Origin of the sequence: Pandoraea aquatica, assembly GCF_902459565.1 — a bacterium.
Lineage (GTDB): Bacteria > Pseudomonadota > Gammaproteobacteria > Burkholderiales > Burkholderiaceae > Pandoraea > Pandoraea aquatica.
This window is the reverse complement of sequence record NZ_CABPSN010000007.1, coordinates 238,690-256,090: the sequence shown is the minus strand read 5'-3', so window position 1 is coordinate 256,090 and position 17,401 is coordinate 238,690. Positions and strand designations below refer to the sequence as shown.

The 17,401-nt window shown below is 63.2% G+C and carries 15 protein-coding genes; 4 read left to right on the top strand and 11 right to left on the bottom strand.

Annotated elements, in window-relative coordinates:
- Positions 1-264 precede the first annotated feature (264 nt).
- Positions 265-933, top strand: a complete 669-nt coding sequence (ompA, locus tag PAQ31011_RS21345; RefSeq protein WP_150577706.1) for an outer membrane protein OmpA — start codon at positions 265-267, stop codon at positions 931-933.
- Between the two features lie 98 nt (positions 934-1,031).
- Here the strand turns inward: ompA and PAQ31011_RS21340 are convergent, their stop codons facing one another.
- Positions 1,032-1,820, bottom strand: coding sequence for a hypothetical protein (locus PAQ31011_RS21340; protein ID WP_150577705.1), 789 nt, complete (start codon positions 1,818-1,820; stop codon positions 1,032-1,034).
- 189 nt (positions 1,821-2,009) lie between these two features.
- On the opposite strand from PAQ31011_RS21340, the gene PAQ31011_RS21335 reads away from it, so the two are divergent.
- Together PAQ31011_RS21335 and PAQ31011_RS21330 are read left to right on the top strand one after the other, a co-directional pair.
- On the top strand, positions 2,010-2,480 hold the full coding sequence (locus PAQ31011_RS21335) for an EVE domain-containing protein (protein WP_150577748.1): 471 nt from the start codon (positions 2,010-2,012) through the stop codon (positions 2,478-2,480).
- Positions 2,481-2,641: 161 nt separating this feature from the next.
- A complete protein-coding gene (locus PAQ31011_RS21330; protein ID WP_150577704.1) occupies positions 2,642-3,349 on the top strand; it encodes an SIMPL domain-containing protein in 708 nt (235 codons plus the stop codon).
- Positions 3,350-3,448: 99 nt separating this feature from the next.
- Here PAQ31011_RS21330 and PAQ31011_RS21325 read toward each other — a convergent pair whose 3' ends face one another.
- From PAQ31011_RS21325 to dctP, 6 genes are all read right to left on the bottom strand, one after another.
- Positions 3,449-4,990: a malonate--CoA ligase gene (locus PAQ31011_RS21325; protein ID WP_150577703.1), complete on the bottom strand. Its 1,542-nt coding sequence runs from the start codon at positions 4,988-4,990 to the stop codon at positions 3,449-3,451.
- 101 nt (positions 4,991-5,091) lie between these two features.
- The gene (locus tag PAQ31011_RS21320; protein ID WP_150577702.1) at positions 5,092-5,904 is read right to left on the bottom strand and encodes an enoyl-CoA hydratase/isomerase family protein; all 813 of its coding nucleotides are present in this window, start codon (positions 5,902-5,904) and stop codon (positions 5,092-5,094) included.
- Between the two features lie 36 nt (positions 5,905-5,940).
- Complete coding sequence (locus tag PAQ31011_RS21315; protein WP_246179713.1) at positions 5,941-7,545, bottom strand: malonyl-CoA decarboxylase domain-containing protein; 1,605 nt, start codon at positions 7,543-7,545, stop codon at positions 5,941-5,943.
- A gap of 66 nt (positions 7,546-7,611) precedes the next feature.
- The gene (locus PAQ31011_RS21310; protein WP_150577701.1) at positions 7,612-8,955 is read right to left on the bottom strand and encodes a TRAP transporter large permease; all 1,344 of its coding nucleotides are present in this window, start codon (positions 8,953-8,955) and stop codon (positions 7,612-7,614) included.
- Positions 8,952-9,521, bottom strand: a complete 570-nt coding sequence (locus PAQ31011_RS21305) for a TRAP transporter small permease (protein WP_150577700.1) — start codon at positions 9,519-9,521, stop codon at positions 8,952-8,954. The genes PAQ31011_RS21310 and PAQ31011_RS21305 overlap by 4 nt, the downstream gene beginning before the upstream one ends.
- On the bottom strand, positions 9,518-10,564 hold the full coding sequence (dctP, locus tag PAQ31011_RS21300; protein ID WP_150577699.1) for a TRAP transporter substrate-binding protein DctP: 1,047 nt from the start codon (positions 10,562-10,564) through the stop codon (positions 9,518-9,520). Before dctP ends, PAQ31011_RS21305 begins: the two co-directional genes overlap by 4 nt.
- A gap of 349 nt (positions 10,565-10,913) precedes the next feature.
- Between dctP and PAQ31011_RS21295 the strand changes: the two genes are divergently transcribed.
- Positions 10,914-11,585 (top strand): GntR family transcriptional regulator, encoded by a 672-nt coding sequence (locus PAQ31011_RS21295; protein WP_150577698.1) that lies wholly within the window; start codon positions 10,914-10,916, stop codon positions 11,583-11,585.
- A 27-nt stretch (positions 11,586-11,612) separates the two neighbouring features.
- On the opposite strand, the gene PAQ31011_RS21290 is transcribed toward PAQ31011_RS21295, so the two are convergent.
- The 4 genes from PAQ31011_RS21290 to PAQ31011_RS21275 form a co-directional block, all read right to left on the bottom strand.
- Complete coding sequence (locus tag PAQ31011_RS21290) at positions 11,613-12,998, bottom strand: ankyrin repeat domain-containing protein (RefSeq protein ID WP_150577697.1); 1,386 nt, start codon at positions 12,996-12,998, stop codon at positions 11,613-11,615.
- The gene (locus PAQ31011_RS21285; RefSeq protein WP_150577696.1) at positions 12,995-14,671 is read right to left on the bottom strand and encodes a hypothetical protein; all 1,677 of its coding nucleotides are present in this window, start codon (positions 14,669-14,671) and stop codon (positions 12,995-12,997) included. Before PAQ31011_RS21285 ends, PAQ31011_RS21290 begins: the two co-directional genes overlap by 4 nt.
- Positions 14,672-15,275: 604 nt before the next feature.
- Positions 15,276-16,166: a prolipoprotein diacylglyceryl transferase gene (lgt, locus tag PAQ31011_RS21280; protein ID WP_150577695.1), complete on the bottom strand. Its 891-nt coding sequence runs from the start codon at positions 16,164-16,166 to the stop codon at positions 15,276-15,278.
- 202 nt (positions 16,167-16,368) lie between these two features.
- Positions 16,369-17,322 carry a LysR family transcriptional regulator gene (locus PAQ31011_RS21275; protein WP_150577694.1) on the bottom strand — a complete coding sequence of 318 codons (954 nt, stop codon included), beginning with the start codon at positions 17,320-17,322 and terminating at the stop codon, positions 16,369-16,371.
- Between the last annotated feature and the right edge of the window lie 79 nt (positions 17,323-17,401).

Genomic DNA, 17,401 nt, shown 5'->3' with positions numbered 1-17,401 from the left:
GAAATGAAACGGTTGGCGAGGGGCCTCAAAAGGTGTTGCGCTCAAACCACAACTGCGCCACGACGGGCTGCAAAGCTGGGGTTTTTCTCGCGAGCGCCCGAATCGCTATGGCAAAATGCCGTGGCATAAGTTAGACATTATTCGAAGTGCATGGGCCATGCTTTCGCGCATTTGCCGATGTTATACTTCGAGCGATGTAAGACTTTGGTTCTGTCGTCTAGGCTCGCAGTAAACCTGCGGTAATCTCATTTCGAGAGGAGAAATATGAATAAATTCGCTAAGCTCGCGATCGTTGCAGCTACCGCAGTGATGGCTGCTTCCGCAATGGCCCAAAACTACGTCCAGACGGCTCCGGGCCCGATCGCGGCCTCGAAGCAAGCCGTGAACGACAACTGGGTGAACGGCAGCGGCGAGTGGGTTTGGAAGAACGGCTCGGACGAACTGTGCTGGCGCGATGCGTACTGGACCCCGGCTACGGCCAACGCCAAGTGCGACGGTTCGATCATCGCTCAAGTTGCAGCTCCGGCACCGACCCCGGCCGCTCCGGTCGCTCCGGTTTCGCAAAAGGTCACGTACCAAGCAGACGCCCTGTTCGACTTCGACAAGGCTATCCTGAAGCCGGCCGGCAAGCAAAAGCTGGACGACCTGGCTAGCAAGGTTCAAGCACTGAACCTGGAAGTCGTGGTTGCTACGGGTTACACGGACCGCATCGGTTCGGACAAGTACAACGACCGTCTGTCGCTGCGCCGCGCTCAAGCTGTGAAGGCTTACCTGGTCAGCAAGGGCGTCGAAGCTAACCGCGTGTACACGGAAGGCAAGGGCAAGCGCAACCCGGTTACGACCGATTGCAAGGGCCCGGTTAACGCCAAGCTCAAGGCTTGCCTCGCACCGGATCGTCGCGTGGAAGTCGAAGTCGTCGGCACGAGCAAGTAATACGCTCTACCGGCAACGAAAAAACCCCGCCTCGGCGGGGTTTTTTTTCGTCCATCGAAAAGGGTCGCGCAGCCTGACCGGGCAATGCGCCCAATCCCTCAGGCCTCGCTCCCCAATTGCGGGTACTGACGCCTGACCATGAACGCCATCAGCGCCTTGACCGGACGATCGCGCCACCACGAACCGGTCTCCAGCGGCTTGAACATCATGCGCGTGGCGGCTTCGACCGGCATGTACTGCTTCATGACGTCGCCCGACATTTCCAGGAAGGCGTCCCACGTCATCGTCTCGAACGGCGGCGGCGTGCGCCAGAAGCGATTGAGCGGCTCGAAGGCAAACGCGATGTCTTCGTCGCGCACCAGTTCGCTGCGCGCCACCATCGTGCGCAGACGGCTGATGACCCCATGCTGCTCTACCGCGTTGTACCGATCGAAGGTCTTGCGGAAATACCGGTAGTGACCGACCTCCTCGCTACTCAGCTTATGCATCATCTGCTTGAGCTCCTCGACCGGCATATACGATTCGAGGCAACGGTAGATCATGGCCGTCTGCGTCTCTGTGACGCACCGCGACAACGCTTCGAGTGCCAGCGACGGGCGCATGTACTGCACGTCACAGCGCGGTTTGTAGCGCGCCAGAAACGCCTCGTAGGCTTGGGACCAGTCGAACTCCGGCCATACACGGGCGATATAGTCTTTGGCGAGTCGCCCGTGCTCGACTTCTTCAGGTAGCCAGGTATCTTGAAGCCACGTGCGCATCTCGTCGTCGTCGCCATACATCTGATTGAGTGTGGAGACGAACTCGGGGACACTGGTCTCGATGAACGACACCGTGGCAAGGGAATAGAAGATGAACGCGTTGCTACGAACAGACGGCTCTGCTGCCATGACTCACTCTCCTATCGGCATAGGCGGTTGAACATGTACATGAAACGTCACGCAAAGGTCACAAAGGCATAGTATAGGAATTGGCCTAATATCGCAGTGCGGCATACATTTGGTGACAAAAGCATCGGTTATCGAGGCAACGTCTGCATGATGTGCGCCGCATCACGCCCAACCGAACATCGAAACCTCATGACCCAACGCTACTGGTTGATGAAGTCAGAACCCGAAGAGGCGAGTATCGACGACCTCGCCAACGCGCGGCAGCAGACCCTTCCCTGGACTGGCGTTCGCAACTATCAGGCGCGCAACTTCATGCGCGACGACATGCAAGTTGGCGACGGCGTGCTCTTCTACCATTCGAGCTGCGCAGTCCCGGGCATTGCCGGACTCGCCACGGTCGCCTCGAAAGCGTATCCCGATCCGACGCAATTCGACCCAAAGAGCCCCTACTTCGATCCCAAATCACAACCCGATTCGCCGCGCTGGCTACTGGTCGACGTCAAGCTCGATCGCAAGACACGGCTCGTGCCGTTGACAGAAATGCGTGAAACGCCCGAACTCGACGGCATGCTCGTACTCGCGCGCGGAAACCGTCTTTCGATCACGCCAGTGTCCCCCGAACATTGGAAATTCATTAGCAAGCACTTACTTAGAGCCTGATTCGAGAAAAGCATTCAAAGGGAACCAAAATTATTGCGATAGCGTCTGTATAACGTTGCCGCCACACGCATAGTGCGTACCCACTCGCTGGTGCAGTGGCATCAACCGGTCAAACGTTCGCCGCCAAGATGCGAACTCACATTCGAAAAAGGACAACAACTATGCGCAAGTCTCTCGCTGCTGCTCTTCTGATTGCGACTGCCGCCAACGCCGCGTATGCCCAGTCGGGCGACGAATCGACGCGTCAGGTCTCCGGCGTGCTGGGTCTCGAAGCGAACGCCACGAAGGAAGTCGAACAGGACACGGTTCACATCACCATGTCGGCGCAGGAGCAAGGTCCTGACGCGGCCACCGTGTCGCGCAACCTCACGCAAAAGGCGAACAAGGCGATGTCCGTCGCCAAGAGCCAGAGCGCTGTCGACGTGCACACCGGTAACGTCTCGCTTTATCCGACGACCAACCGCGACGGCAAGATCACGGCCTGGCGCGGTCGTACCGAACTGCAAATGACGTCGAAGGATTTCGGCGCGGCGTCGCGTCTCGCGAGCCAGATTTCGGACCAGATGCAGATGGACGGCGTGTCGTTCTCGCTCTCGCGTGAGGCGCAGGAGCAGACGCAGGCCGAGCTGACCAACCAGGCGATTCAGGCGTTCCGCAATCAGGCGCAGAACAACGTGAAGGCGTTCGGCTACAGCGGCTACACGATCCGTCAGGTGCAGGTTGGCGCGAACGCGCCGGTTATGCCGCGCGCGTACGCCATGAAGGCGATGGCCATGAGCGCCAGCGCCGACGCTGCCCCGCCGATGCAACTCGAAGGCGGCAAGACGCAAGTGACCGTGACGGTCTCGGGCACCGTGCAGATGAAGTAAGGCGCACGCCGCAGACCTGCGGACCGCACAAAAAACAATGCCACCTCCGGAGACCGGGGGCGGCATTTTTTACGTCTGCGACAACGTGTCGCAAGCGTCTTACTTAAACCGGTCGCGCAGCAGGTTCTTCTGCACCTTGCCCATCGTGTTGCGCGGCAATTCGGTGACGACGTGCACACGCTTGGGCACCTTGAAGTTGGCAATGCGCTGCTTGAGTGCGTCGATCACAGTGCGCTCGTCGGGTGCCGGTACGCCGGCACGCGGCACGATCACCGCGACCACCGCTTCGCCGAAATCCGGGTGCGGCACGCCGATCACGGCGGACTCGGCCACGCCGTCCATCTCGTCGATGAAGCCTTCGATCTCCTTCGGGTAGACGTTGTATCCGCCAGAGATGATGAGATCCTTCGAGCGGCCGACGATGTGCACGTAGCCGTCCTCATCGAACTTGCCGACGTCGCCCGTCTTGAAGAAGCCGTCACCGGTAAACTCCTCGGCCGTCTTCTCCGGCATACGCCAGTAGCCCGCGAAGACGTTCGGCCCCTTCACCTGAATATGTCCGATGTCGCCGTCTGCACTCGGCTGACCATCGTCACCGACCACGCGCACGGTCACTTCGGGCAGCGGCACGCCGACGGTGCCCGCACGACGCACCTTCGCCGCGTCGCCGTGATACGGATTCGAGACGAGCATCACCGTCTCCGACATGCCGTAACGCTCCAGAATCGTATGCCCCGTGCGCTCGCTGAACGCGTCGAACGTCTCACGCAGCAGCGGCGCCGAGCCCGAGATGAATAAACGCATATGGCGACACACGTCGCGATTCAGTCCCGGCTCGGCGAGCAGACGCACGTAATACGTCGGCACGCCCATGAACACGGTGGCCCTCGGCAGTTGATGCAGCACTTCGCGCGCATCGAACTTCGACAGCCAGATCATCTTGCTGCCGGAATAGAGCGCCGCATGACTGGCGACGAACAAGCCGTGCACGTGGAAGATCGGCAACGCGTGCAGCAGCACGTCGCCGCGCCCTTCCGCCTGAGGTTCGCGCCAGCCCCAGAACGCATGCAGCACCCGCGTGTTGCTCGCAAGATTGCCGTGCGAGAGCATCGCGCCCTTGCTACGCCCGGTCGTCCCGGAGGTGTAGAGGATGGCCGCGAGGTCGTCGGGGGCGCGCGGCACCGTCTCGAACGTGTCGCCGAACCAGGCCGCGCGCTCAAGCAGCGAGCCGGTCCGGTCGTCGCCCAGCGTGAAGACGTGTTTCGCGCCGTTCGTGAAGGCAATCTTCGAGACCCAGCCAAAGTTCGACGGGCTGCACACCACCACATCCGGCTCGGCATTCTCGACGAAGTAAGCGATCTCCCCCTCGCGATACGCCGTATTGAGCGGCAGATAGACGTACCCGGCACGCAGCGTGGCGAGGTACAGCAACAGCGCTTCGGGCGACTTCTCGACCTGCACGGCGACGCGCGCACCCGGCGTCAGATCCAGACTCGCGAGCAGGTTCGCGATGCGAGCGCTCGCATGCTCAAGGTCGCCCCAACTGTAATAAAGCCCTTCGGGGGTCTCGATGGCGCACGCCGATTTGTCCGCGGGGAAACGTTCGGCAAAGAGTCGATAGAGGTTGGCGTCTTGCGTCATAAACAGAACCGGAAATCAATCAGAACGGGAAATACGTCGATAAACGTGGAATTGCATTGCATGGCATAGCGAAGGCGAAGCGCACACAACATACATGGCGCTCAACGCCCTCGGAAATCGGGCGGCCGCTTCTCGAGAAACGCGGCCACGCCTTCGCGGTGATCGTGGGAGTCCCAGTAGGAGAAGGCTTGCTGCCACTCTGCCTCGGACAGCGGCGGCACAGGCGGTGCGAGCCGGGCAATCAGCCACTTGTTCAGCTGCGCGGCGAGCGGTGCACCGGCCGCGATGCGCCGTGCGCAAGTGTAGCCTGCCTCCTCGAGCGCCTCGTCGTCGACCACGCGGGTCAGCAGGCCTTTCTCGCGCGCCTCACTCGCGCCGAACACGCGCCCTTCGAGCAGAATTTCGAGCGTCGCCGCACGGCCAGCCAGCGCCAGCACGCCGCGCAACTCGCCTGGCGCCATCGGAAACCCGAGTTTGTTGATGGGCACGCCGAATCGCGCTCCCTCCCCCGCAATGCGCAAATCGCAGTGCGTGGCGATCTCCATGCCACCGCCCACACAAACGCCCTCGATCAACGCGACGCTCGGATGTCGGCAACGCGCCAACGCATCGAGCGTCGGCCCGATGATCTCGCCGTGATAGCGGCGCAACGTGTCATAGCTGCCGCGCTCGACCGGAAACTCCTCGATATCCGCCCCGGCGGCAAAGTTGCCCTGCGCACCGCGAACGACGATGGCGCGCACGCGCGAGTCTTCGTCGAGCGCCTGCACATGCGTGCGTAGCGAGCACCACATCGCCACCGAGATGGCGTTGAGTTTGGTGGGATTGGAGAGCGTGAGCGTCACCAATCCTTCGTCGAGCAGACTGTCGTCGCGCAGCACTTCCCCCACAACTTCGCTCACACGTGTCTCCATGAGGTTATCCGTCGTTAATCCGTCGTTATGCAAACGTTAAAGAAGGCGCGACACCGCGCGCCCGAGCGCAGGCTCGCCATCGATGAGCCGTTGCAGGTTCGCGTCGAGTTCGTCGGGTTCGTAAAGGTAATTGACCATCATCCCGCACGACTGCTTCGCGCCCTTCTTCGAGAGATCGGCATGCCAGTTGATACGCTCCACGCGCGCGCCATTACCGAGATGGAATCGCGCAACGGGGTCTCGCGGCTGCCCGCGCACGGTCTCGCGAGCGAGGTAATGCGCCGCCAGCGCTTCGCCCAGCGTGCGTTGCAACGCCTGCCCGCTCTTGCGATCGGGGGACGCCTGTAACCACGCCATCATTTGCGCCCCGGACGCCTCCGTCGCCAGCGACGGCTCCTGCGCAAGCAACTTCACACGCTTCGGCCCGAGGGCCTCGGCAAGCGCTTGCGCCGACAGTTGCCGCAACCAGTCGTTGAAGCCGGGAATCGGCGAGAGCGTCGCAAAATTACGCAGTTTCGGGAAGTCGACATGCAACTCGTCGATCACGCGCTTGAGCAGGAAGTTACCGAAACTCACGCCGCGCAGGCCCGGCTGCGTATTCGAGATCGAGTAGAAGATGGCCCACCGCACGCGTCGCAGGTCTTCGAGCGGCGCCTTTTCGTCGAGCAGCGAATGAACGTCCGCCGCCATCTCCGGCACGAACGCTACCTCGACGAAGATCAACGGCTCGCGGGACATACGGGGATGGAAGAACGCGTAGCAGCGGCGGTCGGAATCGAGCCGGTTGCGCAAATCGGCCCACGATGAAATCTCGTGTACGGCCTCGTAGCGCATGAGCTTTTCAAGCAGCGACGCCGGCGAATCCCAGGTGATCGGGTGCAGTTCCAGCAGACCGACGTCGAACCACGTCGAGAACAGGCTGCCCAGATCCTCTTCGAGCGCCGCCAGTCCGGGCAGCGCGGCGCGATGATGCAGCATATCGGCGCGCCAGCCAACGAGGAAGGGGAGACCGTCCGGCAGCGCATTAAAGCGCTTGAGGAACCGCACGCGCGCGCTCCCCAGCGCCCCGGCGAGACCGGTCGCGGTGTTGGTCGCGCGGCGGGCATCCTTCGCACTGTCTTTGCTCGCGTCCTTGCCACCGTCCTTGCCCGTGCCCTTGCCGTCCCCGCCCGCTTCGCCGTCGCTCGCGCAGATGTCCGCGACGACCGTGAGCAACGCGAGTTGCTCCTCGGCAGACGCCGCCCCGTAGCGCGCCATGAACTCGCGCGCGGCCTCGTTGGCGGAAGAATCCGTCAGGCGCGCCGAAAAGCACAGCGCCAACTGTCGGCGCAACGCGTTCTCGGCCCGCGCCGACAGCGGTGCGGCGACGATCTTGCCGTCGCCCTTGCCGTCCTTGCCGTCTTTCGGAGCGCCGCCCTGCCCGCCGGACTTGCCGCGTCCGAACCACTGCCCCAACCGTTCCCCGAGCGTCGGCCTGGGCGACGGCACCGGCGCGCTCACGTCCGGCACGCTCTCCGACGCGCCGCGACCGGGCGTGGATGACGAAGCCAACGAAGACGAAGACGGCGAAGGCGACGAAGACGACGAAGACGACGTCGCCATCGACGAATTCAGCGCTACAGGAACGGACATTGCGGACATGATCGGCTCATCCTTCATGGTTTCCTCTCAAGGCACGGGGTTCGGTCCGGCGACTGCCATCTCACGTCATCCCATCAGCCGGTCCGGCAGCCACAACGACAGACCGGGCATCAGACAGATAAGCACGACGGCAACCACCATCAACACGACAAAAGGCATCACACCCCAGACGATGTCGCGCAGCGCGATATCGGGCGCGGTGTTCTTGATCACAAAGATGTTCAGTCCGACCGGCGGGTGAATCAACCCCAGTTCCATGACAATCGTCATGACCACCCCGAACCACACCAGATCGAAACCGGCCGCGCGCAGCGGCGGCAGAATGATCGGCGCGGTCATCAGGATGATGCTCACAGGTGGCAGAAAGAAACCCAGCACGACCACCATCACCAGAATGGCGGCGAGCAGCACCCAGCGCGACAGTTGCAGCCCGACGATCCATTGCGCGGCCGACTGGCTGATGTGCAGATAGCTCATCACGTACGAGTAGAGCAACGACATGCCGATGATGAACATGAGCATGGTCGACTCGCGCAACGTCCCGGTGAGAATGGGTGCGAGCTGACGCGGCTTCCACATCCGGTAGATCACGGCGATGAGCGCGAGCGCCAGCAGCCCGCCCAGCCCGGCCGTCTCCGACGGTGTTGCGTACCCGCCATAGAGCGCCGCCATCACCCCGATGAGCAGCGTGACGAACGGCAGCACACGCGGCAGCAGCGCCAGCTTCTCGCGCATCGTGGCCGGCGGCTCGCTCGGGAACGGCGACGGCGTGCCGTCACGTGCCAGCGCGAGCTGCGCGTTGGCGTATTCCTTGCGATAACGCCACGCTGCATAGCACGAGAAGAGCCCCACCAGCAGCAGCGCAGGCACGATGCCCGCGAGGAACAGACGACCCAGCGACTGCTCGGCGGCCACCGCATACAGAATCATCGTGATCGACGGCGGCAGCAGGATACCCAGCGTGCCGCCCGCCGCGATGATCCCTGCGGCGAACCCGGGCGAATAACCGCGCTGGCGCATCTCCGGAATCCCGGCGCTGCCGATGGCGGAACACGTCGCCGGACTCGACCCGGCCATGGCCGCAAACAAGCCGCAGGCGAAGACGTTGGCGATGCCGAGCCCGCCTGGAATCCGTCGCATCCACGCATGCAGCGCGAGGTAGAGATCCTGCCCGGCGCGCGACTTGCCGATGGCTGCGCCCTTCAGAATGAACAGCGGAATCGACAGCAGGGTGATGCTCGCCATCTCCTCGTAGACGTTCTGCGTCACCGTGTCGAGCGACGACGCTGGCATGAAGCCGAACATGAACGCCACTGCGACTGCGCCCAGCGCGAACGCGATAGGCATCCCCGAAAACATGACGACGAGCGTTGCGCCGCCATAGAGCAATCCGATAGTGAGCTCGCTCATGCGTGCCCTCCCGTGCGGTCCTGCGAGGTGCCTCTCATCTCACACGCCCCGATCGCCACTTGCAGCAGTAACTGAACGGTGAGCAATGTCATGCCGAATGCCATCAGTCCGTAAGGAATCGCCAGCGGCGGTCCCCAGGTCGAGCTGCTGGTCTGACCGTCGACGTAGGCTTCCCAGAAGAGCGTCCACGACTTCCAGGCGAAGAACGCGCAGAACAGGAACGTCAGGATGTCGACGAACCAGCGTCGCACGCGATTCACGCGCGGGGAAAGCAGTGTGGTGATCGCCTCGATGCCGATGTGGCCGCGCAGATGCTGCACGTGCGCAGCCGACACGAAGGTCGCGCCGACCAGCAGGAACACGGCGGCCTCGTCCTGCCAGTCGGTCGCGAGCTTGAGCACGTGCCGCGCGAACACGCTGTAGCTCAGCACCAGCGCAGCGCCCACGAGCGCGAACATGCACACGACCATGAGCAGGCGGCTCACGCCCTGCAAGAGGGCGTCGAGCCGTCGCAACGCGCGCGAACGGGCGACTGCCGGCTCCGCGCTCGCGACGGCCCCGCTCATGCAGGCACCTTCTCGGCCAGCGCGAGCAGCTTTGCGCACGTATCCGACTTGCTCGCGTAATCCTTCCACGCGGTGCGCCGGGCAATGTCGCGCCACTTCATCACGGTAGCCTCGTCGAGGTCATAGACCTTCGCGCCGGCCTTCGTGTAGACGCTCGCGATCTGCGCATCGTCGGCCTTCGCCGCTTCCGTGCCGAACGCTTCCAGATCGGCACCGACTTGCAGGATCACCTGCTGCTGGTCCTTCGGCAGCTTGTCGAAGACCTGCTTCGACATAAGCAGCGGTTCCAGCATGAACCAGTACGACTTGTTGCGGCCGGTGGTCAGATGCTTGGAGACTTCTTCGAGACGGAACGACATCAGACTGGTGGAGGACGTCATCGCCGCATCCATCGCGCCGGTCTGCATGGCGGCGTATAGCTCGTTCGACGGCAGCGAGATGACGGCGGCCCCCGCTTCCTTGAGCATCATGTCCATCTCGCGGCTACCGCCGCGCACCTTCAGACCCTTGGCGTCCTCGGGCGCAACAAGCGGCTTGGACCGGCTGGCCACACCGCCCGCCTGCCAGACCCAACTCACGATCACGATGTCCTTCGCGGCAAGCACATCGGTCAGCACTTTGCCGATCTCGCCGTTACGCCAGGCGTTGCCCTGCGCATACGAGGTTACGAGACCCGGCATCAACCCGATGTTCAGCTCCCGGACTTCGCCGCCCGCATACGGCAGTGGATAGAGCGAGAGGTCGAGCGCCCCGCGACGCAACGCCGAGAACTGCGCGTTGGTCTTCATGAGCGAGCTGCCCGGATATATCTGGAACTTCAGTGCGCCGTTGGTCCGCTTTTCGACTTCCTGAGCGAACTTGCGGCACAAACGGTCGCGAAAATCGCCTTCGGTCAGCGTGCCGCCGGGGAATTGATGGGAAATCTTGAGTGGGCCGGTTTGCGCGAATGCGCCGCCCCATGGGCTGGCCAGACCACCGGTGACCAGCGCCGATGCGGCACCGAGCATGAGTTGCCGCCGCAGCGGGGAAGGTGTTGTCTCCATGGCGTCTCCTGTCACTTTTGTCAGCGATGAACCTGCGAAGTCCGGTGCGTGACATCGCCCGAAGCCTGCCTCGTCGACCACCGAAGACTGACACCGGGTGCACCACCGGAAACGCCGGCACTGCATGTACGGATGACTGCTTTGTTTTGAGTTTCGAGTGCGCGAGTTGCCGCTCTCGGAATGAAATCGTATAGTTAAACCGTCATGGTGTATACAAATTGACCCGTTAAAAAATACACTTCTGGCGTTTACCCCGATCTGCAACGGGGAATTCGCGCGCTACTTTGGCAACCATGAACCCCATACGACCCCGAGTCCCGGGACCGAAACCCGACCGAGCGAGAGCGTCATGACCGTAAAACCGAAGCGATCGGAAGCGCTGCGACAGGCCATCGAGGAAAAGATTGCCGTGGGCGAATACCCGCCCGGCATGCGACTCGACGAGGTCGAGCTGGCCACCGCGTTCGGTGTGTCGCGTACGCCGTTGCGTGAAGCGCTGATTCAGTTGGCGTCGTCGGGCGTGATCGAGATCCGGCCGCGCCGGGGCGCGGTCGTCTCGCAAATCGACCCGCAGCGACTGTGCGAGATGTTCGAGGTGATGGCTGAACTGGAATCGATGTGCGGACGGCTCGCGGCGCGCCGCATTACCGAAGACGAACTGGCTGAGCTACGGCAGACGCACGAAGCCAGCCGGGTAGCGGCCGAAGCACGCGACATCGACACGTATTACGAAGTCAATGCGCACTTCCATGCGCTCATCTATCAGGCGAGCCACAACGCGTACCTTCAGGAAACCGCCCTGCAACTGCATCGGCGATTGCGTGTGTACCGTCGCTTGCAACTGCGCGTGCGCGACCGGCCGCATCAGTCGTTCTCAGAACACGACGCCGTTTTTCGCGCCATCGAGGCCGGCGACGCGGACGCCGCATCGGAGCACCTGCGCGGCCACGTCACCGTGCAGGGCGAGCGCTTTGCGGATCTGATGGCGTCGCTACACGCGCTCTCACGCAAGGCGGGTTGAGCGTCGCGCCTCGCCCGACGCGACCGCTTAAGGGCCCGGGGTCTGAACAACGAGATGCATCATGACGTCCTGGGGCGCATCGCCGAACAACGGGCCAGTCGTGGATCGCATGACGTGGCGCGGCGGCGTGTCATCGATTTCGACGATGTCTTCGTCGCCCCCTTCTCCGAAAAGACTTTCCAGCCACGCACGAATGTCGACGGACGCGTCTATGGTTGCCCTGTCGGACAGCACTTGTTGCTCACTGGCGTAGTCGTGGAAGTGCCATAGCGCGCTGTAGATGCGCTCCAGATACGATGGCCCGCCATGCGGGGGCGAGCGCCGCAGCACTGCCCCGACATCGCATCCGAGGTCGCGAAGCTTCGCCATGGTGCCGGACCAGCTTTTCAGCTCACGCGACGTCGCATAGCGTCCCGCCTCCAGCAGCCGCGTCGCCAGCACCTCGCCGAGAAACTCCCCATTCATTCGCTTCAGCATAGGATCGGGCTCGACTGCGATACACGCGTCGTAAGCGGTGCTCGCGACTTCGACAAGTCCTGTGATCGGCCAGGCGAGTGGATTCGCCCGAGCACCCGCCACCGCAATCGTGTCGTACTTCCCGTCGACGAGCACATCGAGCCGCCCGTCATGACTCATGTACATCTGCTTGACCATGTCGGCGTTGCCCGCGAGCATGGCGTGATGCATGGCCGTGCCGCCGCGCAGGTAATCGAATCCGCATGCCGGCCTGCAAACGTCATCGCGCGTGAGCGCCTCGTTCGGATCTGCGCCGCGCCGCAGCAGGACCCCAAGCACTTCGCGAGGCACCGAACGGCACAACGTATAAATGAGCGGAGGCACGCCGCCCAGCGTTTGCGTATCGAAGCTCGCCCCGCACGCCAGCACGATCGAGAGCGCTTGCGCCACGTTCGCACGACCGACGACGCAAGACTCGGTACGCCCCATGAAAAGATCGAGTAGCGCCTGCGCAAACCCTTCGCCGCCCGCCCCGCCCTCCCTGCGCAACACCGCGAGGTCCTTGAATGCGATGGCCTGTCCGAGCAGCATGGCAATCACCGTTCCATCACCGGCTTCGCAAGGCGACGTGCCGACCGCGCCTTCATCCGGCATAAAACCCGGCGTCAGCCTTCGACTCAGGTCATCGAGCACCGCCTCGACACTCATCGTCCGACGGATAGTGTCGAGGAAGGCCGTGACATCGAGATTCGGTGTTCGCTCCAGATGCTGGATCAACACGCGCGCTGTCCCTGCCTTGACGCCGACACCCTGCAGATCGAGCGCCGTCCAGTCATGCGGCGGCCGCACGAACAGCTGCTCCAGACGGCGCGCCAGTTCCGACAACGATTCAGGCGTCGCGCTACGACTCTCGGTCTGCGCAGGCGACGGCGGGGGGGAGTGATTGATCGACATCATCGTCCTACACCTCCTAGGCGCGTCAGTCCCTGCTCGCGAAGCTGTTCGAGAAAGCGCAGGAAGTCGGCATCGAGCCGCGCCGTATCGTGCGGCTTGTCGAGCACGGACACCAGATATTCGTACGAATACACCTGAGCGTTGCCGTTCAGCAGACCGGGAAACGCGGTGCGCGCAGCCCCCGATCCAACCGCAGGCAGCAGCGTGCGCATCAGATGATTGAAAGACGCGAGATTTGCGATCGACGACAGGGTCGACTGACGCAGCCGAGCGATGTACCACGAAAGATCGATCGTGCCCAAATGCGTGTTGTCCACGAAATAGGCACCACGAAAGGCGTGCGGCGATAGCGTCGCGTCACGTCGCGGGACAAGATCGTCGGACCAAGCTGCTGCTGCGTGACCACACTCGTGAAACACGACGTCAGCCAGCCGCTGTTCGCCGACACGCCCGGCGTGCGTGCCGGGTGCTCGCAAAGCGTCCTGCACCACGTGCCGCGCAATGAAAATCACAGGCGTGTCGTAGATGCGGCTGAAGGGGATGTCCTCGAGCTTGCCCGTCGTCATGCCAACCAACTGACCTTTGAACCGATTGCCGACGACATCCGCGACCGCGACCATCTCCGGCATACGTCGAATGGCACGCGCCAGTGCCGGCTTTTGCAAGGTGAGTTGCGCACGATGCAACGTGATCAGAAGGCGTGCGTTCGCCTCGGCTTGCGCGTCGTCGGGGACGAAATTCCGATAGAGCGCGACGGTGTCCGCGCAAGCACGGTCCAGCACCTGCAACATCGTATCGAGCTGCTGGCAAAGCGCGTCGCCGGTCTTCGCAAATAGCGTCGAGAACCCGGGATCGTCGGCAATCCACTTCGTGCTGAACGTTTTCCCGTGTCCGGCAAACGGTCCGTTCGCCCAGCCAGGGCCATCGACTCGCTGCACGATCGTCGCGTTCTTCGCACGGATGCTCATCATTCGCGCAGCCCACCCGAAAAGACGCTCGGAGTTGCTGTCCGGCGGCACCTGCCGTGCGATCACTTGCGACGGCGGATCGTGCGGGTCCGGCAGATCGAAAATGTAGGGGGCATCACCGACGCGAACCAACGCGTGCGCGTTGCCGTCAGCGTCGAGAAACTGGCCGAACGGCGAACTGAACAACAACGTCATGCCCGGCACGCCCGCCATGGGCGCAAGCGCGACCGGGACGATTGCCACGCCCGGGCGATCGTCGCGGAACAGGATCCGCACACGCGACGGATAGGGAAAAGCACAGACATCCTCGTCTCGCGCGTAGAGCGTGACACCGCGGCCTTCGGCGTGCCAGTGCGTCGCCACCCGCAAACGCCCTGCGTCGTAACGAAACTCGCGCTCACGAATCAGCGGAAGGTTCAGCGGAACATTCAGCGGCAATTCGATACCGGCCGCCGTCGCGACTTCGACGCGCTCGAGGAACCGCTTTGTCATCGCGTGTGGTTTATGCACCACCAGTGCGAACCGGCTCAGGCTCGCATCGAATTGCCAGCAGGGCGGCCCCATGCGCTGTGTCGCTTCGGGCAGTGGATACCATCGGCCGCTGTGTTCAGGCACGACGTGTACGAAGACCGACGTCGCCTCCAGCGGCAAGGTCGCTGCGGTCGCGAAGTTCACCGCATTCGAAGCACTTGCGCGCGTAACGTTCATCGAAAGAGTCATCTCGCGCAAGCGCTGAAGCGGCGCGACATGGGTACCCGATGTCGCCACACGCGCACGCTTCATATCGCTTGCGAAGTGCGCGGTGTCCCGCACGTCACAGGAACGTCGGCGTTTGGCGACTTTCGCGCAACGCGAGGCGTCGGCATGGGCCATCCCCGCCTGCGACGCGCGGGTGAAACCGGGCCATCGCCCGTCAACGCCACGCGCCTCTGCCCGCGCGGCGGCGCTTTGCGCTTGTACGTCCCGCCCGATGCTCGCAGATACGTCGGTGACACTCAAACCCTGCCCGATGCCCGTCAGCCCCATTGCGTGTGGTTCCTGTTCCTGTGGCCTCAACGGCGCTTCGATCACGCCTCAATCGCGCCTCGAAAGTGCTGGTACGTAACGCGCCACCCAAGGCGGCACCCGCTCGTCGAAATACGCCCCAGCTTAACCATTACCCTCACCGGCAACATGTAGAAATCGACCAACGCCACGATGGGCTTTCACGGAATCGATGAACGAAAAAAACGGGCCGCCGGATCGATCTCCGGCGGCCCGTTTTATCTTGAGGACCGATGCGTGGCGCGAGAGCGCCCAGTGCGCTATGCGGTCATGCCGCCGACGCCACCTGCCCGCGACGATACGACCACACCAGCATGATCACGCCCGCGACGATCATCGGCAGCGACAGCCACTGCCCCATCGACAGACCGAACGACAGCAGGCCGAGGAAAGCATCCGGTTCGCGCGTGAATTCGGCAAGGAAGCGGAACACGCCGTAGCCCACGAGGAACATGCCCGACACCGCGCCCACCGGACGCGCACGACGCGCAAAGAACCACAGCAGCAGGAACAGCGCCACGCCTTCGAGCGCAAATTCGAACAACTGCGACGGGTAACGCGGCAGTCCGTGGAACTGCGCGAACACCATCGCCAGCGCGTGATCGGCCATCGCTTGCGGATGCGCAAACATCCACTGCGCATCTTCCGCGGCCGCTTGCGGGAACAGCATCGCGAAGCGCGAATCGGGCGACGTCACACGGCCCCACAACTCGCCGTTGATGAAGTTGCCCAGACGGCCGGCAGCCAGCCCCAACGGAATCATCGGTGCGATGAGATCGGTGCCTTCGAGCAGCGAGTGCCCGCGACGGCGCGTGAACAGCCACATTGCGACCAGCACCCCGAGGAAGCCGCCGTGGAACGACATGCCGCCTTCCCACACCTTGAAGATGTCGAGCGGATTCGCCAGATAGAACGACAGCTTGTAGAAGATCACATAGCCCAGACGTCCGCCGAAAATCACGCCGAGCACACCGTAGAACAGCATGTCGTCGAGATCCTGCGCCTTCCAGCCTTGTGCGGCAATGGACGGCTGGCGCACGCGCAGGCGTCCCACCAGCAAGAAGAGGATGAAGCCGACCAGATACATCAGGCCGTACCAGCGGATAGCGAGCGGGCCGAGATGAATCGCGACCGGGTCGAATTGAGGATGAATCAGCATGGATCAGAAGAATCGATTCGTGAACAAAAGTTCCGCCAGGGGGTGAAGGACTGCCTTCGCAAAGCTGTTGCCGCCACGGCTGTACCGGCCGGTGAAACCGCCCACCGGCAAGCCACGGGATGGGCAGCACGATACCACGAGCACGCGGCGGCGCGACAGGCGCGCGCACCATCTCCACGGTCGGTTCGCTCGGAGCGACGGCTCAGGTCGAGAGCGTCGCACCCGGCGGGGTATGCGCCACGCCGCGCGCCGTCTCGAGAAACCCCTCGAGCACGGGCGTGACTTCGGCCGTGCGCCACAGCAGTCCGGTCTCGATCAGCGCACTCGTCTCGCGCAGCGCCCTGTACATCACGCCCGTGCGCCGCAAGTGGCAGAGCGACTGAGGCACCAGCGCCACGCCCATGCCCGCCGACACCAGGCTGACGATCGTCTGCATCTGAATCGCCTCCTGTCCCACACGCGGCGTCAGGCCGAGCGCGGCGTAGCATCCCATGATGATGTCGTAGAACGCCGGGGCCACGCGGCGGGGGAAGATGACGAGCGGCTCGTCGGCGAAGTCCGCCAGACTCACCGGTGCGCCGGGCTGACCGTCGCTACCGCCTGACGGCGCGTCGCCTGCCGTGTTGTGACGCCCCGCCGGCAGCGCCAGCATCAGCGGTTCCCGGACGATGGGCAGATACGACAGTTCGTTGGCGTAGCGCGCCGGCACCGGCGGAATAAAGAGACCGGCGTCGATACGCCCGTCCATCAGCGCCTCGACCTGCACGTCGCTGGTCGCTTCGAGCAGTTGCAGCCGCACGCGCGGATAGCGCTCGCCGAACTCGCGCAGCAGTGGGGGCAGGATGCCGTAGTCCGCCGTCGAGACGAAACCCAGCGAGAGCGTGCCGACCTCGCCATGCGCCAGCCCCTGCGCGAGGGCGGGAAGCGCGTCGGCGTCGGCCAGAATGCGGCGCACTTCCGGCAACAATTGCCGCCCCACCGCCGTCAGCTCGACGGAGCGGTTGGTACGCACAAACAGCGGCGCACCCAGCGATGCCTCCAGCGCCCGGATCTGCTGCGAGAGCGGTGGCTGGGTCATCGAGAGCCGCTGCGCAGCGCGGCCGAAATGCCGCTCTTCGGCCACCGCGACGAAGTAGCGAAACTGACGAAGGTCCATGATATGTTTTTCGACTCAATCCGAGTCAAATAATATATTTGACAAGCATTCAAGGAAAGACGAATCTTGACGTCCTCCC